General features: G+C 62.9%; 19 protein-coding genes and 2 tRNA genes. 13 read left to right on the forward strand and 8 right to left on the reverse strand.

Translation table 11 applies throughout. The annotated features are described in order from the left end of the window. The first annotated feature begins 5 nt into the window (after positions 1-5). A complete protein-coding gene (yut, locus tag AC3WQS_RS15120; protein ID WP_020905834.1) occupies positions 6-1,049 on the forward strand; it encodes an urea transporter in 1,044 nt (347 codons plus the stop codon). Between the two features lie 88 nt (positions 1,050-1,137). Then, complete coding sequence (locus tag AC3WQS_RS15125) at positions 1,138-2,064, forward strand: D-isomer specific 2-hydroxyacid dehydrogenase family protein (RefSeq protein ID WP_020968163.1); 927 nt, start codon at positions 1,138-1,140, stop codon at positions 2,062-2,064. Here AC3WQS_RS15125 and AC3WQS_RS15130 read toward each other — a convergent pair. Both AC3WQS_RS15130 and AC3WQS_RS15135 read right to left on the reverse strand, forming a co-directional pair. After that, positions 2,058-2,465, reverse strand: coding sequence for a DUF4259 domain-containing protein (locus AC3WQS_RS15130; protein ID WP_020968164.1), 408 nt, complete (start codon positions 2,463-2,465; stop codon positions 2,058-2,060). The two genes, AC3WQS_RS15125 and AC3WQS_RS15130, sit on opposite strands and share 7 nt — an antisense overlap. Before the next feature lie 25 nt (positions 2,466-2,490). Then, entirely contained in the window at positions 2,491-3,111 is a 621-nt protein-coding gene (locus tag AC3WQS_RS15135; protein WP_283567950.1) for a LysE family translocator, read from the reverse strand. 399 nt (positions 3,112-3,510) lie between these two features. On the opposite strand from AC3WQS_RS15135, the gene AC3WQS_RS15140 reads away from it, so the two are divergent. Further along, a complete protein-coding gene (locus tag AC3WQS_RS15140; RefSeq protein WP_020905848.1) occupies positions 3,511-4,521 on the forward strand; it encodes an alpha/beta hydrolase in 1,011 nt (336 codons plus the stop codon). A gap of 20 nt (positions 4,522-4,541) precedes the next feature. Here the strand turns inward: AC3WQS_RS15140 and AC3WQS_RS15145 are convergent, their stop codons facing one another. The 3 genes from AC3WQS_RS15145 to hisC all read right to left on the reverse strand — a co-directional run bounded on the left by AC3WQS_RS15145 (position 4,542) and on the right by hisC (position 8,320). Further along, positions 4,542-5,411: an MYG1 family protein gene (locus tag AC3WQS_RS15145; protein WP_003943978.1), complete on the reverse strand. Its 870-nt coding sequence runs from the start codon at positions 5,409-5,411 to the stop codon at positions 4,542-4,544. Between the two features lie 37 nt (positions 5,412-5,448). Beyond that, positions 5,449-7,143 (reverse strand): bifunctional metallophosphatase/5'-nucleotidase, encoded by a 1,695-nt coding sequence (locus AC3WQS_RS15150; protein WP_029254255.1) that lies wholly within the window; start codon positions 7,141-7,143, stop codon positions 5,449-5,451. Positions 7,144-7,243: 100 nt separating this feature from the next. Further along, entirely contained in the window at positions 7,244-8,320 is a 1,077-nt protein-coding gene (gene hisC, locus AC3WQS_RS15155) for a histidinol-phosphate transaminase (RefSeq protein ID WP_492713208.1), read from the reverse strand. 61 nt (positions 8,321-8,381) lie between these two features. Here hisC and AC3WQS_RS15160 point away from each other — a divergent pair, with 61 nt between their 5' ends. The 10 genes from AC3WQS_RS15160 (at position 8,382) to AC3WQS_RS15205 (ending at position 16,339) form a co-directional block, all read left to right on the forward strand. Then, on the forward strand, positions 8,382-9,101 hold the full coding sequence (locus AC3WQS_RS15160) for a dienelactone hydrolase family protein (RefSeq protein ID WP_133728648.1): 720 nt from the start codon (positions 8,382-8,384) through the stop codon (positions 9,099-9,101). Positions 9,102-9,197: 96 nt separating this feature from the next. After that, positions 9,198-9,289: transfer RNA gene (locus AC3WQS_RS15165), tRNA-Ser, on the forward strand. 82 nt (positions 9,290-9,371) lie between these two features. Next, positions 9,372-9,444 (forward strand) — tRNA-Arg (locus AC3WQS_RS15170). A 187-nt stretch (positions 9,445-9,631) separates the two neighbouring features. Then, a complete protein-coding gene (locus tag AC3WQS_RS15175) occupies positions 9,632-10,408 on the forward strand; it encodes a helix-turn-helix domain-containing protein (protein ID WP_029537413.1) in 777 nt (258 codons plus the stop codon). A 156-nt stretch (positions 10,409-10,564) separates the two neighbouring features. Continuing rightward, a complete protein-coding gene (locus AC3WQS_RS15180) occupies positions 10,565-11,599 on the forward strand; it encodes an iron-siderophore ABC transporter substrate-binding protein (RefSeq protein WP_133728647.1) in 1,035 nt (344 codons plus the stop codon). Then, the gene (locus AC3WQS_RS15185; RefSeq protein ID WP_019746475.1) at positions 11,596-12,639 is read left to right on the forward strand and encodes a FecCD family ABC transporter permease; all 1,044 of its coding nucleotides are present in this window, start codon (positions 11,596-11,598) and stop codon (positions 12,637-12,639) included. Before AC3WQS_RS15180 ends, AC3WQS_RS15185 begins: the two co-directional genes overlap by 4 nt. Beyond that, positions 12,636-13,688 (forward strand): FecCD family ABC transporter permease, encoded by a 1,053-nt coding sequence (locus tag AC3WQS_RS15190; RefSeq protein WP_182262121.1) that lies wholly within the window; start codon positions 12,636-12,638, stop codon positions 13,686-13,688. The genes AC3WQS_RS15185 and AC3WQS_RS15190 overlap by 4 nt, the downstream gene beginning before the upstream one ends. After that, complete coding sequence (locus tag AC3WQS_RS15195) at positions 13,685-14,500, forward strand: ABC transporter ATP-binding protein (RefSeq protein WP_003943915.1); 816 nt, start codon at positions 13,685-13,687, stop codon at positions 14,498-14,500. Before AC3WQS_RS15190 ends, AC3WQS_RS15195 begins: the two co-directional genes overlap by 4 nt. After that, positions 14,497-15,126, forward strand: coding sequence for a pyridoxamine 5'-phosphate oxidase family protein (locus AC3WQS_RS15200; RefSeq protein ID WP_492713209.1), 630 nt, complete (start codon positions 14,497-14,499; stop codon positions 15,124-15,126). The genes AC3WQS_RS15195 and AC3WQS_RS15200 overlap by 4 nt, the downstream gene beginning before the upstream one ends. 34 nt (positions 15,127-15,160) lie before the next feature. Then, the gene (locus AC3WQS_RS15205; RefSeq protein ID WP_021332860.1) at positions 15,161-16,339 is read left to right on the forward strand and encodes a cation:proton antiporter; all 1,179 of its coding nucleotides are present in this window, start codon (positions 15,161-15,163) and stop codon (positions 16,337-16,339) included. Position 16,340: 1 nt separating this feature from the next. Here the strand turns inward: AC3WQS_RS15205 and AC3WQS_RS15210 are convergent, their stop codons facing one another. The 3 genes from AC3WQS_RS15210 to AC3WQS_RS15220 form a co-directional block, all read right to left on the reverse strand. Continuing rightward, complete coding sequence (locus tag AC3WQS_RS15210; protein WP_060939669.1) at positions 16,341-17,585, reverse strand: alpha/beta hydrolase family protein; 1,245 nt, start codon at positions 17,583-17,585, stop codon at positions 16,341-16,343. A gap of 79 nt (positions 17,586-17,664) precedes the next feature. After that, a complete protein-coding gene (locus AC3WQS_RS15215; RefSeq protein ID WP_007731663.1) occupies positions 17,665-18,354 on the reverse strand; it encodes a DUF998 domain-containing protein in 690 nt (229 codons plus the stop codon). A gap of 10 nt (positions 18,355-18,364) precedes the next feature. Beyond that, positions 18,365-18,769, reverse strand: a complete 405-nt coding sequence (locus tag AC3WQS_RS15220; protein ID WP_019746481.1) for a very short patch repair endonuclease — start codon at positions 18,767-18,769, stop codon at positions 18,365-18,367. Positions 18,770-18,774 lie beyond the last annotated feature (5 nt).

Raw genomic sequence — 18,774 nt, forward strand, 5'->3', positions numbered from 1 at the left:
GTGCGATGACCACCATCACCAAACCGTGGGACGACGTCGCGGACAAGAACGTCGTGCTCAGATTCATCGACACCAATCTCAAAGGCTCCGGGCAGGTGATGTTCCAGGGCAATGCGCTGACGGGCCTGCTGTTTCTGGTCGGTATCTTCTGGGGAGCGATAGCCGCGGACACGATCACCGTCGCGATCGGTGCCGTGGTGGGTCTGGTGGTATCCACCGTCACCGGCATGATGCTGCACTCCGACGACGATTCGATGCGTATCGGCCTGTACGGATACAACGGAATTCTTGTGGGAGCTGCCTTTCCGACGTTCCTTGCCGGTGGCGTGATGCTGTGGATCTACCTCGTGGTGGGAGCTGCCGCGTCGACCATCGCGTTCCTGGCTGTCGCCAATGTCTTCAAGACCTGGGGCGTACCGGCGCTGACCTTTCCGTTCAACCTCGTCAACTGGTTTTTCCTCCTCGCGGCGTTCCAGTTCCTGCGGATCGAAACGTCGGACCTCAGCGCCGGCCAGTTTCCCCAGCACATCGGGGACGCGTCGGTTCATGCCGACATCACTTTCAACTTCTTGTGGGACACGCTGTTTCGCAACGTCTCCCAGATCTTTCTGATCAACAACACTGTCACCGGCATTATCTTCGTGATCGCGCTGCTGGTCGCGTCGCGTTGGGCGGCGTTGTTCGCGCTCATCGGTTCCGCGATAGCGATGGGTTCGGTACTGGCGCTGGGCGCCAACACCGTCGACATCGGGAATGGTCTCTACGGGCTCAGTTCGGTGCTGACGGCAATTGCTCTCGGATCGGTGTTCTACAACCCGTCGTGGCGTGTGTTCGTCTACACCGTCTTCGGAGTGTTGGTCACTGTTGTCATCCACGGCACGCTGGTGTCTGCGTTCGCTCCGATCAGCCTGCCGGCCGGAACGGGCCCGTTCGTCTTCGCGACGTGGCTGTTCCTGCTGCCGAAGAAGAAGTTCGTTCCCATCCAGCACGACACCATCGAGGGCGGAGCGGCCGAAGGCAAGGATTCGATCGCAAAGGCGAACGGCTAGACGGGCCGAATTGGCGAGGCGCCCGTACGCTGGGGCACACCGATGAGTTGATCCGATCGCCCCGCCACTCTCGAAGGAACGCACCTAAATGACAGACTCCAGCGCCCCTCGCATCCATCTCGGCCCCGTCGAGGATCCGCACATTGCCGACGGAATTCGCGGAGTCGGTGGGGTTCTCGTTCCACTCGCCGAGGCAGAGGGCGTGGTCTGGGTACATGGTCCGGACACGTTCCCGTCGTCGCTACCTGACTCGGTTCGTTGGGTGCAGTTGCCCTTCGCCGGGATCGAGCCATGGTTCGATGCCGACGTGATCGACGACAAGCGGGTCTGGACGTCCGCTGCCGGGGCTTACGCGGGCAATGTGGCCGAACATACGATGATGCTCCTCCTCGCCGGAGTGCGTTCTCTCCCCGAACAATTGGTGGCGCAGTCGTGGCGAAAAGAAGAGTTCGATCCACGGGTGGGCACCTTGCAGGGCTCGACAGTGGCGATCATCGGTTGCGGCGGAATCGGCCGTGCGCTGATCCCGTACCTCGCCGCGTCCAAGGTCAGAGTCATCGCCGTCACCCGCTCGGGATCCCCCGTCGAAGGTGCCTCCGAAACGCTCTCGGCCGATCGAACCGGTGAAATCTGGTCCCAGGCGGATCACTTCGTGATCGCAGCACCGTCGACGTCCGCGACGCGGCATCTGGTCGGCAAGGCTGAATTGGACCAGATGTCGGAGTCGAGCTGGATCGTGAACATTGCACGCGGCAACCTGGTCGACACGGACGCGCTGGTCGATGCTCTCGAAGCTGGTTCGATCGGCGGGGCGGCACTGGACGTCACCGACCCCGAGCCGCTGCCGGACGGGCACCGGTTGTGGAAGCTGCCCAACGCGATCATCACTCCGCACGTCGCCAACCCGGCTACGACGCTCACGCGTGTGCTGGCAGATCACGTGGCCGCCAACGTCGCTCGATTCGCTGCGGGTGAGGACCTTGCTGCGGTAATCGATCCGTCGGCGGGCTACTGAACCGACAGAACACGCAAATCCTCGAGACCGTCCACGACGGGAACGCGCCACGAGGCAAGCTCTTCCGGTCCCTGCTCGTCCCACAGTTCGAACAGTTCCGAATCGGTCGAGGAGATGGTGCGCTCCACCATCTCGATCAGCCAGGTGAGCCGTTCGCTGGTCAGGGCCGAGGTGAAGGAATCGAGATCGAGGTCCTGGGCGGCGGGGTCGCGTTTGCGATCGGCGCGCACGATCAACACCAATTCGAGCAAGGCGACGGCGATTTGGCCGCCGTCCACCTCGAGGTAGTCGTCCTCGAATGCCCACTCCACCGATTCGAAGGTGAAGTCACCGTGTCCGATGGACGCGATCAAATCCCCTGCACCGTCGTTATCGAACGGTCCCGATCCCCACGCGCCCACTGTCTACTCTTTTCCGATTGCCGTGTCAGCGCGCTTCGAGCGCGATCTTCGCTCCGAATCCTAGAAGAACTGTTCCGGTTATGCGCTCGAGTGCCTGTCGCACTCGGGGCTTCTCGAAGGTGCTACGCGCTCGCGAGAGAAGGACCACGTAGCCAATGAGCCACACGATGGTGATGGCTGCGTGGATGAGCACCAGCAGCGCAAGCGATGGTCCCGTCGGCCACCCGACCGGAACCAACTGCGGCAGCAGTCCGGTGTAGAAGACGGCGATCTTGGGGTTGAGCAGGTTGGTGGTGAAGCCCGTCTTCCACGTTCCGGCCTTCTGCGATCGTGGAGCGTCGGCATTGTGTTGCATCCGCGACGTCCGGCTCTCCCACAGTGCTCGCACACCGAGATAGATCAGGTAAGCAGCACCGGCGAGCTTGACGACGGTGTACGCCTCCGCCGACGCGGCCAGGATCGCCGACAGTCCGAGGACGGTCAGCAGACCCCACACCAGAAGGCCCGAGACGATGCCGGCCGCTACCCGGAATCCGGCGGATCTGCCCGCGCCGAGAGCAGCCTGCGTCACGACGGCCATGTCCGGCCCCGGGACCAGAGTCAGTAGGGCGAGCACAGCTGTGGCGGCGAGGAGAGCGGTCAGCATGCAACAAGTATGAAGCCGGGGTGGGGAGCGTTCTCGGTTGGTGGTGTCGTGCCTGTGAACAAAGAAGGGCGCGACGGTGTGAACTGCGTGGACACGCCCGGAATCCGGCGTCTCGCGAGCCGTGATCGACAAAGTTATGCACACTGTGGGGAAACGGGTCGTTGCAGGTAGAAGGAATAACTCTGTTGTAATTCATCCTTTTGTCCACAGGTTATGCACAACTGGGAAGTGGATGTGAATGAAGTTATCCACACCTGTGTGTGCATCGGTGGAAAACTGTCCAACTCCATTGGATACCCGCGAGTAATAAATCCCAACCAGTGGGTTGACCTCGGGACGTTCGTCCTGTCCAATCGAGGGTTAGCGATAGTCGTGCGATGCTCAGGGGGCACTTGACGGATGCGGAGATTTGGGTTTGTCGGGATTGTGTTGGTCGTGCTCGCGCTTGTTGTGGGCGGAGTGGCGTATGCCGAACCGGCGCCCGAAAATCCACCAGGAGATCTGACAGGTCAGACCGGGGCTCACATCAATCGCATCGAGCAATTGTCGCCCACTCGTAGTGCCGTGTTCGTCGATTCGCCGGCTATGCGGCGCGAGGTGCAAGTGCAGGTTCTGCATCCAGCGTCGAGTGCCGGTTCGCGACCGTCCTTCTACCTACTCGACGGCGTCAGTGCCGGTTCGGAATCCGGATACTCCGAAAGCACCTGGACTCAAAAGACCGACATCGAAGCGTTTTTCGCCGACAAGAACGTCAACGTCGTTCTCCCTGTTGGCGGTACCGGCAGTTTCTATACCAACTGGAAGAACGACGATCCGAACCTCGGTGTGAACAAGTGGGAATCGTTTCTCGCTGAAGAGCTTCCGGCGTTGATCGATTCTGCGTTTTCCGGAAATGGGACGAATGTGGTCGGCGGGGTGTCCATGGGTGCGCTCGGCGCGGCCAACCTCATCACACATCACCCGAAGCTCTATACCGGATTAGCCTCGTACAGTGGCTGTCTCGACAACTCCGAGTCGTCTTCGCAGGATTCCGTGCGGCTCACCGTGGCCAGTAAGGCAGGCGACGCCACCAACATGTGGGGCCCGTCATCGGACCCCGACTGGCAAAAGCACGACCCGTCCACCAATGCTGAAACGCTGCGAGGAAAGACGATCTACGTTTCCTCGGGCACGGGCGCACCCGGAGAATACGACAACATTTTCACCCCGGGCGGCCTGCAGACGGCCATCGAAGGCGGGCCGCTCGAGGCACTGGCAAACACGTGCACGCAACTGTTCGAGGCGAGGTTAGGGGAGTTGTCGATTCCCGCAGTGTTCGCGTATCGAAACGTCGGCACCCATTCATGGCCGTACTGGCAAGACGCGCTTCACGATTCCTGGCCGACAGTGAAGACCGCCCTGGGAATGTGAACTGGGCTGTGAGCTGAGAACTACTCGGCCAGTGCCAGTTCGAGCAACTGGAGGGCGCCGTCACGGGTCTGCGCAGCCGCGATGAACCCAGCTTTGTGGCAGAAGACCGAACTGTCGACGCCCGTCTGGGCGGCAAGGTCCGAGCCGTTCAGGCCGCGCCACGGCTCCGGCAACAGCTTTCGTGAACCGAACTTGGAGTCAGCGGGCTTGACCGTCTGAATCGACCAGCCGCCGTTGGTGTTCGGGAAGATGGTGAACAGAAGTTCTGGCTGGGCCGACGCGGCGCGGCCGTGGGGAACGAAGCGTTCCAGCACGACGAAGCGCGGATCCGTTGCTTTCTCGTAGGTCTCGGTGAACTCGCGCTCGGCTGCAGCGTCGCCGGCGTACTTGGCGCGCAGGCGAATCAAGACCTGAGTTGCGAGAACCACGGCCAGCTCGAACTGGGTGTCGAACTCTTCGTCGGTGGACGAGATCGGATTGAACAGGTCCAGCACCGACGACAGATCAAAAGGCTTGGTGCCGTAGTCGTTGAGGGTGTAGATCTCCTGGCCGTTGTCGACGGCGTCGATGCCCTCGACCAGACGACTGTCGATTCGGCGGAAAACGGAGGCGTCGCCTTCGCAGAACTGCAGGCCGTATTCCTGCCAGAGCAGACCGAAAGCGGAGTACAGGATGCCGTTGCTGCGCTCGCCGGCATCGCGCTGGTGATGGTCGAAGCGACCCTCGGCCGGGTTGTAGCGACCGCCGACGTCGAGCACGATGTCCGCACTGTCGAGGACGGACTCGTCACGGCTGCGAACGACGGTGGCGTCGGGGTACAGCTGCTTGAGCAGCGATACGCCGAAGACGTCGTCTGCATGGAACTTGCCGTTATGGGTCGCGATGATCACCCGTCGAGACTAGGCAATCGAGCGGGGGGATGCCTATTCAGCCGACGGTGCGGATGCGATCGGTGGCAGGCGGCGAGACCGGGGACCCGGCTGCGAACAGGGCAGTCAAGGCGTCGAGGTCGTTGCCCGCGCCGGTCATCTGGGTGGAGTTCTTCAGTGCGGTGAAACCGTCCCCGCCCTCGGCGAGGAACTTGTTCACCACGACGCTGTAGACGCCGTCGGGGGCGATGTCCTGCCCGTTCAAGCGCATTTCCGAGATTCGCGAGCCCGGCGCTGCTCGCCGGTCCATGGCGTAGGTGAAGCCCGCGGACGGGGAGAGGATGCGCTCGGTAGCGGTGCCGTCGAGGTCGATCTGGAATTGCTGTTCGAGAGCGTCCTTCAGCACCGCTCCTGTGACGGAGAGCACTTCGAGGCTGTTGCCGAACGGTTGAACACCGTAGGCCTGGCGGTAGGTGACCTGGCCGGAAGTGCCGAAGTCCAAGTCCTCGCGCATACCGCCCGGGTTCGTCAACGCGAGTTGAGCGCCTCGTGTCGATCCGGCCGCGAGTTGAGCGTCGGCGACCAGGTTGCCGAGTGTCGATTCACCGCTGGGGACGCGATCCCGTGTCAGATCGGCGGTGATGGTCCCCACCGGTCGCTGAGCGCTTTCCGACGCCTCCGACCAGGCCCGGTCGGCGAGAGCCTGAATATCGGGATCCGGCGAAATATCGTGCGTCACTATCTGATTGAAAGCGGACGTCTGATCGCGAACGACCTCGCGGGTGTTGCGGTCGATGGTGACGTCGGCGACGGACACGATCCGGCCGTGCGAAGCGCCCTGCATGACGACTCTGGGATTGCCTGCGGGATCAGGGAATTCGCAGTTGTACTGCTGGTGGCTGTCGGCGGTGAAGATGACGTCCACCTTCGGTGAGGCACGAAGAGCGATGTCGCGGGCCGGGCCGGACTCGACGTTGCAGTCGTTGGGCCCACCTTCGACGGCCGGTTCGTCCCCACGGTGCAGGAGAACGGTGATGGCTTTGACGCCGAAGAAGTCGAGGACATCGGCGGTGCGGTTGATCGCTTCGACCTCGTCGCCGAACTGCAGATCGGCGATCCCGCCCGGTGTGACGATCTGCGACGTGTTGGCGGGGGAAATCGCGATGACTCCGAGCGGAATGCCGTCGACCATGTTCACGGTGAAGGGCAGCGTGGCCGGAGTGCCGTTGGTGTACGTCATGTTTGCGGCCATCAGAGGGAAGTTGGCGCCGCCGAAGGACGGACTGAACGTGCACGCGTCGACGGCGGAGCAACCGCCGGACTGCATACGACGGAACTCGGCGAGCCCCTTGTCCAGTTCGTGGTTGCCGATCGCGGAAGCGTCGATCTTCATCCGATTCAGCAGTTCGACCGTCGGTTCGTCGTTGAACATCGCCGATTCCAATGCCGACGATCCCCAGTTGTCACCGACCGAATACAGCAGCGAGTTGGTGGCTTGGCTGCGAAGTTGCGTCACGTATGCCGCGAGATACGCCGCGCCACCTGCGGGGGTGAGCGAGCCGTCGGCCTGCCTGATCTCGCTGCGAACACCTTCCGGCGGGCGGAGGCTGCCGTGCAGATCGTTGAACGCCAGCAGACGTACCGACACCGTGTCCTGGGACTCGGCGGTGGCGACGGCACTCAGGGAGGTCGCGGTGGTGGCGAGAAGGGTCGTTGCGAGCACGGCACACGTTCGTGTCATGCGTCGCGTCATGCGTCGTGCTCCCTCACTCGGACCGGCCTCGAACCTCCCTGAGTGTGCCCGTCCGCCGAAACGAATTCCAGTCCTCGGCGTAACAGTTATGTATCGAGTGTCACGCGGTGACGCCGATGCCCGCGGCCTGCTTCGCGACGTCGGTGTTCGCGAAAGCGAGGAACGCGTCGTTCTCGTGTGGATCGCCGATGGTCATCCGGACGCCCTCGACGCCGTACTGACGGATCAGAATGCCCGCCTCGGTACTCGCCTCGGCGAAACCGGGGGAGAGCTCTCCGAGGGGGAGATAGACGAAGTTCGCCGACGACTCGGGGACGGTGTACCCGGCTTCGATCAGTGCACTGCGCACTCGCGTCCGCTCGGCGATGACGCCTTCGGTGCGGGCAAGCAGTTCGTCTGCTGCAGCCAGGGAAGCGATTGCGGCGGCCTGCGCGACAGCGCTCACGGTGAACGGGGTGTGCACCTTGCCGAGGGCCACGATGATCTCAGGATCCGCGACCGCGTAACCCACGCGAATTCCCGCGAGGCCATACGCCTTCGAGAAGGTGCGCAGAACAACCACGTTGGGGCGGCTGCGGAACAGTTCGATGCCGTCGGCGTCCGAGCGTGAGTATTCGAAGTACGCCTCGTCGAGTGCGACGACGACGTGCGCCGGGACCGTGTCGAGGAAGCTCTCAAGCTCTGCCTTCGACAGTGCATTGCCGGTCGGGTTGTTGGGGTTGCACACGAAGATCAACCGCGTGCGATCCGTGATCGCGGCCAGCATCGCGTCGAGGTCGTGGCCAAAGTCCTCGGTCAGCGGAACCTTGACCGAGACGGCATGGCCGACCTGGGTGACCACGGGGTACGCCTCGAACGAACGCCACGCGTAGATGACCTCGTCACCCTGATCGCAGGTGATCTGCACGAGTTCCTGGCACAGCGTCACGGAGCCACAACCAGCGGCGACGTTGGCCGGCTCGACTTTCAGGAAGCTGGCCAGCGCCTCGATGAGTGCGACCGCGGCATTGTCCGGGTAGCGGTTGGCATTGGCGACCGCGTCGGCGACGGCGTCACGCACACCGGGCAACGGCCCTACGGTCGTTTCGTTGCTCGCCAGCTTGATCGCACCCGGAAAATTGCGTCCGGGAACGTAGGCGGGGATGGAGGCGAGGTCAGGGCGAATGTGTGCGGTCACGAGTCGATTATGCGCGCACCGATTTGGTGCGTAGCGGCCGTCTGCGTGTCAGAGTTAGAAGATGTCGGAAATCTTCCGGGCCACCGCGTATCTGCGCGGAGCCGAAGGGGAGGTCGCCACGGCTGTTCCGCTGACGGTGGTGGAGCCGGACGGCCCGACGCGGGGCGGGATCGTCGTCCTGCATGAAGCCCGCCAGTTCAGCCCGGCTCTGCTGAATCTGATGTGCGCACTCGCCGGCGAAGGGTGGGTGAGCGTCGCACCGCACCTGTTCCACCGCGAACCCGAACACATGCAGGGCGAGGTGTTCGGTGACAACCTCTTCGCCGATTTCGACGCGACCCTCGATTGGCTCGTCGGACGCGAAGTTCTCGCGGACACCGTCGGGGTGCTCGGATTCGACGACGCCGGGACCGCCGCGATGCTCGTGGCCACCAGCCGTCCCGTCGGTGCCGCGGTGAGCGTCGCCGCCCGGGGAATCGTCGAAGCCTTGTCGGTGGATGCTCAGGCACTCGTCGACGCGGCCACTTCCCTGCAGGCGCCGTGGCTGGCGCTGTACGGCGAGGACGATCCCAGCACGCCGCGTGAGCACGTGACTCTGCTCCGGGAAGCGACCGCCAAGGCCGACGTCGCGACACTGGTGGTCAGCTACGCCGGACTGGCTCACCGGGCGGACGAGCCGCCACAGCTGTCCGAGGACGCCGACCTCGACGACCCGGATTCGGCTTCGATCGTCGAAGCTCAGACCCGGATCTTCGACTGGTTCGACAGCCACCTGCGGTAAGTCGACAAAACAAGGCGCTGACCACACGTTTTGCCTTTGGTGGCGAAGGGTGTGTAATCTTTCGATCCGGCGGTCCGAAAGGATCGGAACCCCCAGGGAGGCGTGCCAGAGCGGCCGAATGGGACTCACTGCTAATGAGTTGTCCCTTTTACGAGGGACCGGAGGTTCAAATCCTCTCGCCTCCGCCAAGCCGGTGATTTTGACCGGCGGGTTAGAAATGATAGAAAGTACGACGGCAAGACACGCAAGATCAGCAAGACAACAGAACATGCGCCCGTAGCTCAACGGATAGAGCACTTGACTACGGATCAAGAGGTTAGGGGTTCGAATCCCTTCGGGCGCACAAGAAAGAAGGTCACAGACTCCGGTCTGTGACCTTCTTTTTGTTGTGGTGCATTCGCAATTTTTGAATGTGTGTGACGTCACCTCGGCGAATTTCGGTCGGTGACCCTCGCGATCGTAGGAACCAACAACCGATCCCCGCGACCTATGCTTTCTCCGGAGCAGCCGCGCAAACCGAGGAGAACCCGTTGGAGACCGTCGACAGTCGGACGCTCCCGGTCTACTCGGCCGGGGCGGTCGAGGTGCCCTTTGTCATCGCGGGCATGGACGAGCTTGTCTCTCGCGAGACCCGGTGGGAGGCGCACTCGCACCCGACCCACGAATTGTTGTGGAACGAGCGGGGAGCGTCGAGCGCCACGGTGGGATCGCGCACGTGGACGATCACCCCGACCGTCGGTCTGTGGATGCCCGCCGGCGTCCTGCACTCGGCGATCGCGCCCGCCGGAACCTGGTATCGGGCCGCTCAGCTCGACATCGCATCGGTTCCGTCTCTGTCCGACGTGCCGGTGGCGATCGAGGTGACTCCGCTGTTGCGGAATCTCCTCGAGCGACTGGCAGACGATTCACTCGGAACCTCTTCGCGCTCGCTCACAGAGCAGATGGTGATCGACGTACTGGCGCCGTCACCCAACGAGTTGCTGGTTCTGGTGCCGGACTCGGCGCTTCTGCAACCCATCGTCGACGCGATCGGTGACGATCCGAGTGACATGCGAACGCTGTCCGACTGGGCAAGGCTCCTCGGCGTCAGCCCGCGAACCATCACCCGGGTATTTCGGTCGGAGACCGGGATGAGTTTCGGGCAGTGGGTGTCAGCGGTGCGCGCCCAACGGGCGGTGACGCTTCTTGCACACGGCTTGGATCTGCAAGAGGTTGCCGAGCGCGTGGGCTACCACTCGACCAGTGCGTTCGGTGCGGCATTCCGGCGCACCACCGGGGCCACACCAGGGATGTTCAGGGCTAGCTGATCGGCCATCACACCTTGTCTCGATCGCTACACGGGGTGTCCCAAACACGCGATTGCGCCACAATGCCCTCCCGTATACGGTTTAGGCAAACCTCACCTAAGTGCCCGATTGAGCCGGGTTGAGGGCCGTACCCCTTCTCGAGAGAGTTCTGTTTTCATGCGTTCAAGACGCTTCTTGGCGGTGGCCGCAGCAGCGGTCGCAGTCGCCCTCGGCATGACAGCTTGCAGTTCCGACTCCTCGGAGACCGCCGACGGCGGCAGCGCCGGAAGCGGATCCAGCTCCTTCCCCGTCACGATCGAGCACGCTTTCGGAACTACGACGATCGACGCCAAGCCGGAGCGAGTTGCCACCGTTGCCTGGGCCAATCACGAAGTGCCCCTTGCTCTCGGCGTGGTTCCCGTCGGAATGGCAGCGGCGACGTTCGGCGACGACAACGGCAACGGAATGCTGCCGTGGGTCGAGGAAAAGCTCGACGACCTTGGCGCGAAGCCGCCGGTGCTCTTCGACGAGACCGACGGCATCGACTTCGAAGCCGTCTCCGATACGAACCCTGACGTCATTCTTGCCGCGTACTCCGGATTGACGCAGGAGGACTACGACACTCTCAGTGAGATCGCTCCGGTTGTGGCGTATCCCGAGGGGCCGTGGGCGACGTCGTGGCGTGACGTCATCAAGTTCAACAGCATGGGCCTCGGCATGGAATCCGAAGGGCAGGAACTGATCTCCACCATCGAGAAGGAGATCGCCGACGAGGTTGCCTCACATCCGCAGCTTGCCGGCAAAGCAACAATGTTCCTGACGCACGTCGACACTGCCGACCTGAGTCAGGTCAGCTTCTACACTGCGAACGACACACGTGCCGCGTTCTTCGAGGACCTTGGACTTTCGACGCCGAAGAGCGTTGCCGACGCCTCGACGGGTGGTGAGTTCTCGAAGAAGGTCAGTGCCGAGCGTGTGGACGTCTTCGACGACGTCGAACTGATCGTCACCTACGGTGACCAGGCACTTGTCGACGCACTCAAGGCTGACCCGCTGCTCTCGCAGATGCCTGCTGTAGCCAACAATTCGATCGTCTTCCTCAACGGAACCGGCCCGATGGGAACGGCGGCCAACCCGACTCCGCTCGCCATATCGTGGGTACTCGGCGACTATGTCGATCTGCTCGCCGGGGCTGCTGGAAAGTCGGAGTGACTGTAACCTCGCAGGATTCGACGTCGGGCGCCAGCGATACGCGGCGCCCGACGTTCGGCAATTCGCTGTGGCTGATCGCCCTTCTCGTGGTCCTCGCCGTGCTCATGTGCGCCTCGATCGTCATCGGCTCTCGTGAGGTCGATTGGTCCGACATCGTTGCCGCACTTGGCGGTTCCACCGACAACATCGGTCAGGGTGCGATTGCCAAGCGCATTCCGCGGACGGTGCTCGCGATCGTCGTGGGTGCTGCGCTCGGTCTTGCCGGCGCGGTGATGCAGGGGATTACCCGAAACCCTTTGGCGGATCCCGGAATCCTGGGCGTCAACATGGGCGCTTCGCTCGCCGTGGTGATCGGAATGGCGTGGTTCGGATTGTGGACCCAGACCAGCATGATCTGGGTGGCCGTACTCGGTGCAGCCGGGGCGGCATTGTTCGTCTACGTAGTCGGGTCACTCGGGCGAGGTGGAGCCACGCCACTCAAGTTGGCTCTTGCCGGGGCCGCAACATCGGCTGCGTTTGCTTCGTTCATCACTGCGATCATGCTGCCGCGAAACGATATTGCGGGCAACATTCGTTCGTGGCAGATCGGCGGCGTCGGTGGCGCGAGTTTCGAGGTGATCCGGCAGGGTCTGCCTTTCCTCATTGTCGGCTTCGTGATCTGTCTGCTGTCAGCGCGCAGTCTCAACTCTCTTGCGCTCGGCGACGAGGTTGCGTCAGGTCTCGGCGAACGCGTCGCGGTGGTTCGTGCAGTGGCAGCGCTCGGTGCAGTGTTGCTCTGCGGTGCAGCCACTGCCATTGCCGGACCGATCGGCTTCGTCGGTTTGGTTGTCCCGCATCTGTGCCGGTTGCTGATCGGTATCGACAACCGTTGGCTACTACCGTTTTCTGCGCTGACAGGTGCCGGCCTTCTCGTCGCCGCCGACATTCTCGGACGAATTGTCGCCCGACCGAGCGAAATCGACGTCGGCATCATCACCGCGCTCATCGGAGCGCCCTTCTTCATTTACATAGTCCGCCGTCAGAAAATACGTGAGCTGTGACCACTACATTCGTTACTCCCGAAGTCGAGGTCGACGCAGTCGGAGCAAGCCGTATCCGACGAGGTAGACGCCGCCGCATCGTGATTGCCGTGCTGACGGTCCTCGTCGTCGCCTCCTTCGCGGTCACTCTGATGGTGGGAAAAACCTTCTACCCGCCGTCAGATGTGCTTCGCGTCGTGCTGGGGGAGAACGTGCCCGGTGCCTCGTTCACCGTCGGCCGCCTCCGGCTGCCTCGCGCTGTCCTCGCTGTGGTCGGCGGAATCTGTTTCGGCTTGGGTGGCATCACGTTCCAGACGATGCTGCGCAACCCGCTCGCGAGCCCCGACATCATCGGGATCAGCTCGGGCGCAAGCGCTGCAGCGGCTTTCGCGATCATCTCGCTTTCGCTCGGCGGCTCGCAGGTCTCGATCTTCGCCATCGCTGTCGGTCTGGGCGTCGCAGTCTTGATCTACGTTCTGTCCTTCCGAGACGGTGTAGCGGGCACTCGGCTGATCCTGATCGGTATCGGCATCGCCGCGATGCTCGACAGCGTCACCGCCTACCTGCTCAGTACCGCCGCCGCATGGGATCTGCAGGAGACGATGCGTTGGCTCACCGGCAGCCTCAACGGTGCCAACTGGGGTTCGACGGTTCCCGTACTCCTGGCGCTGGTTGTCCTCGGACCGGTGCTGCTGAGCCAATCGCGCAACCTTTCGACCATCCAGCTCGGTGACGACGCAGCACAAGCGCTCGGCGTCAGAGTGGAACGAACGCGCATTCTGTCGATCATTGCGGCCGTCGGACTCATCGCCTTTGCCACTGCCGCTGCGGGGCCCATCGCCTTCGTCGCATTTCTGTCAGGGCCCATCGCCGCCCGCATCGTCGGTCCGGGAACATCACTTTTGATTCCGTCGGCGCTGGTCGGAGCGCTGCTGGTGCTCGTTGCCGACTTCTGCGGACAGTACGCCTTCGGCACCCGCTACCCCGTTGGCGTGGTGACTGGCGCGCTGGGAGCGCCGTATCTCGTCTACCTCATCATTCGCTCCAACCGAACGGGAGGTTCGCTGTGACCGAATCCCATACTCTGACTGTCGAAAACCTCGAACTCGGTTACGGAGGACGGACCGTCGTCGAATCGCTCGACCTCGCGGTGCCGCCGGGAAAGATCACGACCATCGTGGGCGCCAACGCGTGCGGCAAATCGACGCTACTGCGGTCGATGTCGCGGCTACTCAGTCCCCGAAGCGGTCATGTTCTCTTGGACGGCAAGGATGTTCATCGCCTGCCCGCGAAGAAGCTCGCTCGCACCCTCGGTCTGCTGCCGCAGTCACCGATCGCGCCGGAAGGGATAGTTGTCGCCGATCTCGTCGGCCGTGGTCGTCATCCACATCAGCGGGTGCTGTCGAGGTGGAGTCGCGAGGATGACGCCGCCGTCGCCGAGGCGCTTGCGGCAACGGACACAACCGAATTGGCCGAACGATCGGTGGACGAGCTTTCCGGTGGTCAGCGCCAACGTGTGTGGATTGCGATGGCGCTCGCCCAACAAACCGATCTGCTTCTTCTCGACGAGCCGACTACCTTCTTGGACGTGAGCCACCAGGTTGAGGTCTTGGACCTGCTCACCGACCTGAACCGGACTCGGGGTACAACGATTGTCATGGTTCTGCATGATCTCAATCTCGCCGCCCGCTACGCCGACTTCCTCGTCGCCATGGCCGATCGCCGGGTCTACGCGGCGGGTGATCCTGCCGGGGTGCTCACCAGTGACAACGTCCGCACCGTTTTCGGTCTCGAGAGCCGAATCATCCCCGACCCCATCTCGGGTAAGCCGTTGGTGTTGCCGCTCGGGCGCCACCACGTCCTCGACGACGTGTTGACGTGACGGCGTCGAACGCCCCGGGCGGGCAGATCGAATCCGTGGAACAACTCAATGCGATTCTCGGACAGCCCCATCCGACGATCATGGAGAAGCAGACCGCTTACACGACTCCGTTGATCCGTGAATTCATCGAGCAGGCAAGGTTTTTTGTGCTTGCGACATCCGATGCGGCTGGAAATTGCGACTGCTCGCCGCGCGGAGACTTGGTCAGTCAGGTTCTGTTTCCTGACGAGAAGACGCTCGTGCTCCCGGATCGTCCGGGCAACCGGCGCGCTGACTCGTACCGGAACATGATCGAAAATCCTCACGTGGGGATCCTCTTTCTCGCGCCCGGGCACGACGAGATCGTGCGCGTCAACGGCACGGCGACTCTGTCCACCGATCCTGATCTGCTGGACTCGATGGCGATGAACGGCAAGCCGGCGCAGCTTGCGGTGATCGTGAAGATCGACGAGGCGTATCTGCATTGCGCGAGAGCAATTCTGCGGGCGAAGCTGTGGGATCCGTCGACGTGGCCCGCATCCGATGAGGTGCCGAGTCTGCGCGACATGATGGCGGAGCAACACAGCCTGCGCGTCGAGGACCTCGAACCCGCCAGACAAGAGGCGTACCGCAAGTACCTGTACTGAGCGCAGATCCGTCACCTATGTCCGATAATGATCCGTGCCTTCAATTGCCTCATCGCTGTTCTGGATCGCGCTGATCGCGGCCATCGCGCCGATAGTCGCGGGCCTGATCCCGCGTCGACTGGTTCCCGAAGTGGTGTTGCTACTGGTCGCGGGCGCAGTGGTCGGGCCGTTCGCCCTCAACATCGCAGCTGACAGCGAAGCGATCGGCATCCTGCGCGAACTCGGCCTCGGCATGCTGTTCCTGCTCGCCGGTTACGAGATCGACCGACAGGAACTCAGTGGGCGCGGCGGACGTCGAGCGCTCTACACGTGGCTGTTCTGCCTCGCGCTGGCGTTCACGGTGGTCGCGCTGCTTGGCATGAGGAACGTGATCTCCGCGGAAGCCGCTGTTGCCATCGCAATGACGTCGACCGCACTGGGCACGCTGTTGCCGATCCTCAAGGACAACAAACTCCTCGACACACGCTTGGGCAAGACGGTCCTCAATCACGGGGCCGTCGGCGAACTCGGGCCGGTCGTCGCGATGGCGGTGCTGCTGAGTGCCCGTGGTGCCGTCCTGTCGCTCATCGTTCTTGCCGTCTTCGCCTTGATCGCCATCGTCGTGGCGGTGCTGCCCGGCAAGCTGATTCACGAAGGCTCGTGGACACATCGGCTGGTGCGGGCAGGAGCGGACACCACGGCGCAGACGACGGTCCGCCTCACCGTTCTGTTGTTGGTCAGCCTCGGAGTGCTGTCGGCCGTGTTCTCACTCGACGTCATTCTCGGTGCGTTTGCCGCCGGCTTCATCCTGCGGCGACTGATGCCAGAGGGCGACGAGCGCCTCGAGATCAAGCTCGACGGGATCGCCTTCGGGTTCCTCATCCCGATCTTCTTCATCACGTCAGGCATGGCAATCGACGTCTCGGCGGTCGCCGCCAGTCCCGGCATACTGATTGCTTTTCTGATTCTGATCGTTGTCGTCCGCGGCGTGCCGGTGTTCTTCGTGACCAAGTTCGAGAAGGCCGAGCCGCCCTTCACCACGCGCGAAAGTGCGCAAGTCGCGTTGTACGGGGCTACCGGTCTGCCCATGATCGTGGCGGTCACTGGCGCTGCCGTCGACGCGCATCAGATGTCGTCGGACAACGCGTCGATTCTTGTCGCGGCCGGGGCGATCACCGTTCTACTGCTGCCGATGCTCGCCACTCTGTTGACGAAAAAAGAGAAAGTGTCCTGATTCAGAGATCCAACTGCTCGTCGAGCCAGTCGAACATTCGCTGATCCGTCAGACGCCTCGCCATGGGCTGACAGTGGAAGTTCGCGCCTTCGGCAGCGGTGAAGGGAACCACCGTCGTCGGTCCGCCGGATAGGGCGGCAAGCCGCTTGGATTGACCGGGCCAGAACTGCTCGCCTTCCGGATCGGTGATGAGCAGGGGAGTGGAGATCGAGCCGGCGACGTGTTCGAGGTGGTACTTCCGAACCTCGGCGAGAGTGTTGTAGTAACCGTCGGCGAGGTACGGACGCGCTCGGAAACGCCAGATCCGGGCGCTGTCCTTCGAGAATTTCATCCCCAGCCCTATCGCCATGTCGCGGTCGAAGGCCTCCGACTTCCCCTCGTCGAGCAGCTTCTGCATGTTCTTGGGGATATGGGCGAGCCACGACGCGGCCACGTCCACGACCCCCGGATCGGCGATCGCTGCCGCGATCCGATGCTCGAACGCCAACGACTGCGGTACCCAGTAACCGCCCTGACTGATCCCGTAGATCGCCAGCTTCGACGCATCGACGTCCGGCCGGTCCACGAGATAGTCGACGACGGGCGTGATGACGGATTCCCAGTCGTGACGGAACGGGATGTTGCGCTCGAAGAGCATCGACTGCTGACCGGGACCGTCGAACATCAACACGTTGTAGCCCCGCTCGAGGGCCCCGGCGCCGCCGCTGCCCCACAGTCCGCTGATCGGGCCGTCGCTACCGTTCACCATGATCAACGTCGGCCGTCGCACGTCGCCGGGCGGCCGGAAGAAGTACCCGGGCAAGTAGGTGTCCTCGTAAGGGATCCGGACGCGTTCGACGGGCTGGGCGGTGGTGTCGACGAAGCGGTCCCATGCCTGTCGGTGACGTTTGAAAGTGGGGACCAGAACCGAATCGTCGCTGAGACCGTCTACGGCGTTGATCGCCACACCGAAGTACGACGCCGCCCGCAGGTACGCGTTGGACGCGCTTCGCGAATGCCCGGCCGCGGCTGCCTCATCGGCCTGCCCGAATACTCGTGTGCCGAGGTCGAACCAGGCCTCGTACCAGCCCTCGAGGTCTTTCTCGCCGACATGAGCGATGGCCGAGAGCACTTCGCCGGTATCTGCCGCGCCGTAGGTGGCTTGCCCGAGAACGACTCTTAGCTCGAAGTCGAAGGACTCGTTGCGGTAGAAACCGGCAGTGAACGCCTGGTGTGGATGGGCGAAGAACGACGACGCGAGAGACATGGGCACACCTTCGCTAGTTCGGGGCAGCCATTTTCAGTTGTAGTTCCAGGATCGCCCGAATCGCTTGCCGGAAAACCTGTCAGCGCGGCGACGCCGGGAGCCCGGTGGATGGCGGCCTCGACATCGCAAATGCCAGGGTGCACAACCACAACGACATCCCCAGCACCTGTGCGCGTTGAGCGATACCCAGTCCGAGATTACCGCCGCCGGAGACTTCGATGCTGTTGGTCGTCAACATCCACACCGTCGCAAGGGAAGTCAGGATCAAAATGGTCAGACCCGTCGTCCGCAAAGAAGGGTGTTCGCGATACCTGAACGCTCCCACGGTGAATGCGATCATCGCGGTGAAGATCGCGAACACCGCCACGCTGCTCGTCAATGCGTGAACATGGTGGAGCTGCGGAAGTAGACCGTCGGGTGCGCTCGACGGGCAACCCTCGCCCGAGCATTCGAGAGGGAACGACGCGTCGGCGATTGTGGCGATGCCGAACACTGCAAGTGCAATCCAGCCCGTGACGTAGAGCCTGCGCCTGGGCGTGATCAGCAGACCCAGCGCTCCGGAGATCAACATCAAGATCGCGGACAGGACGTCGGCATTGCCGAAGACGTCACGGTATTTCTGGTTCTCGGCATCGAGTTCGCTGAGGAACGATGTCACCGGGTCGAGGCCGGTGTCGAGGAAGAATTCGAGAATCCACGACGAGTAGACAATTCCGCCCAGAGCCAGCGCAGCCACCAAACCCCACCGCGCAACGTTGCGTTCCTTCACGAAATCGAGCTTACGGACCGAGCAGGGCTTTCTGGACGCGTTCGGCTGCTACCAGCGGATCTTCGTGCTCCCAGATGCGGATGACGGTCCAACCCTGCTCTGCCAGACGTGCATCGGTGTCGCGGTCTCGAACCACGTTGGCGGCCAACTTGTCCGTCCACCACTGCGCGTTGTTCTTGGGAAACGTCGCATGCTGCGGGCAGCTGTGCCAGAAGCATCCGTCCACGAACACCGCGACTTTGCGGCGCGGAAACACCAGATCAGCGCGTCGGCGAACACCTTTGACAGGCGCCCGGTCCACGAAGTACCGGAGTCCGCGCCGATGAAGCTCGCGTCGAAGTGCAATTTCAGGTTTGGTGTCGCGCCGACGCTGAGCGCTCATCCGAGCGCTGGTGGCAGGATCCGTCGCAGGCACCGTGG

Source organism: Rhodococcus sp. FW305-130 (assembly GCF_058788335.1).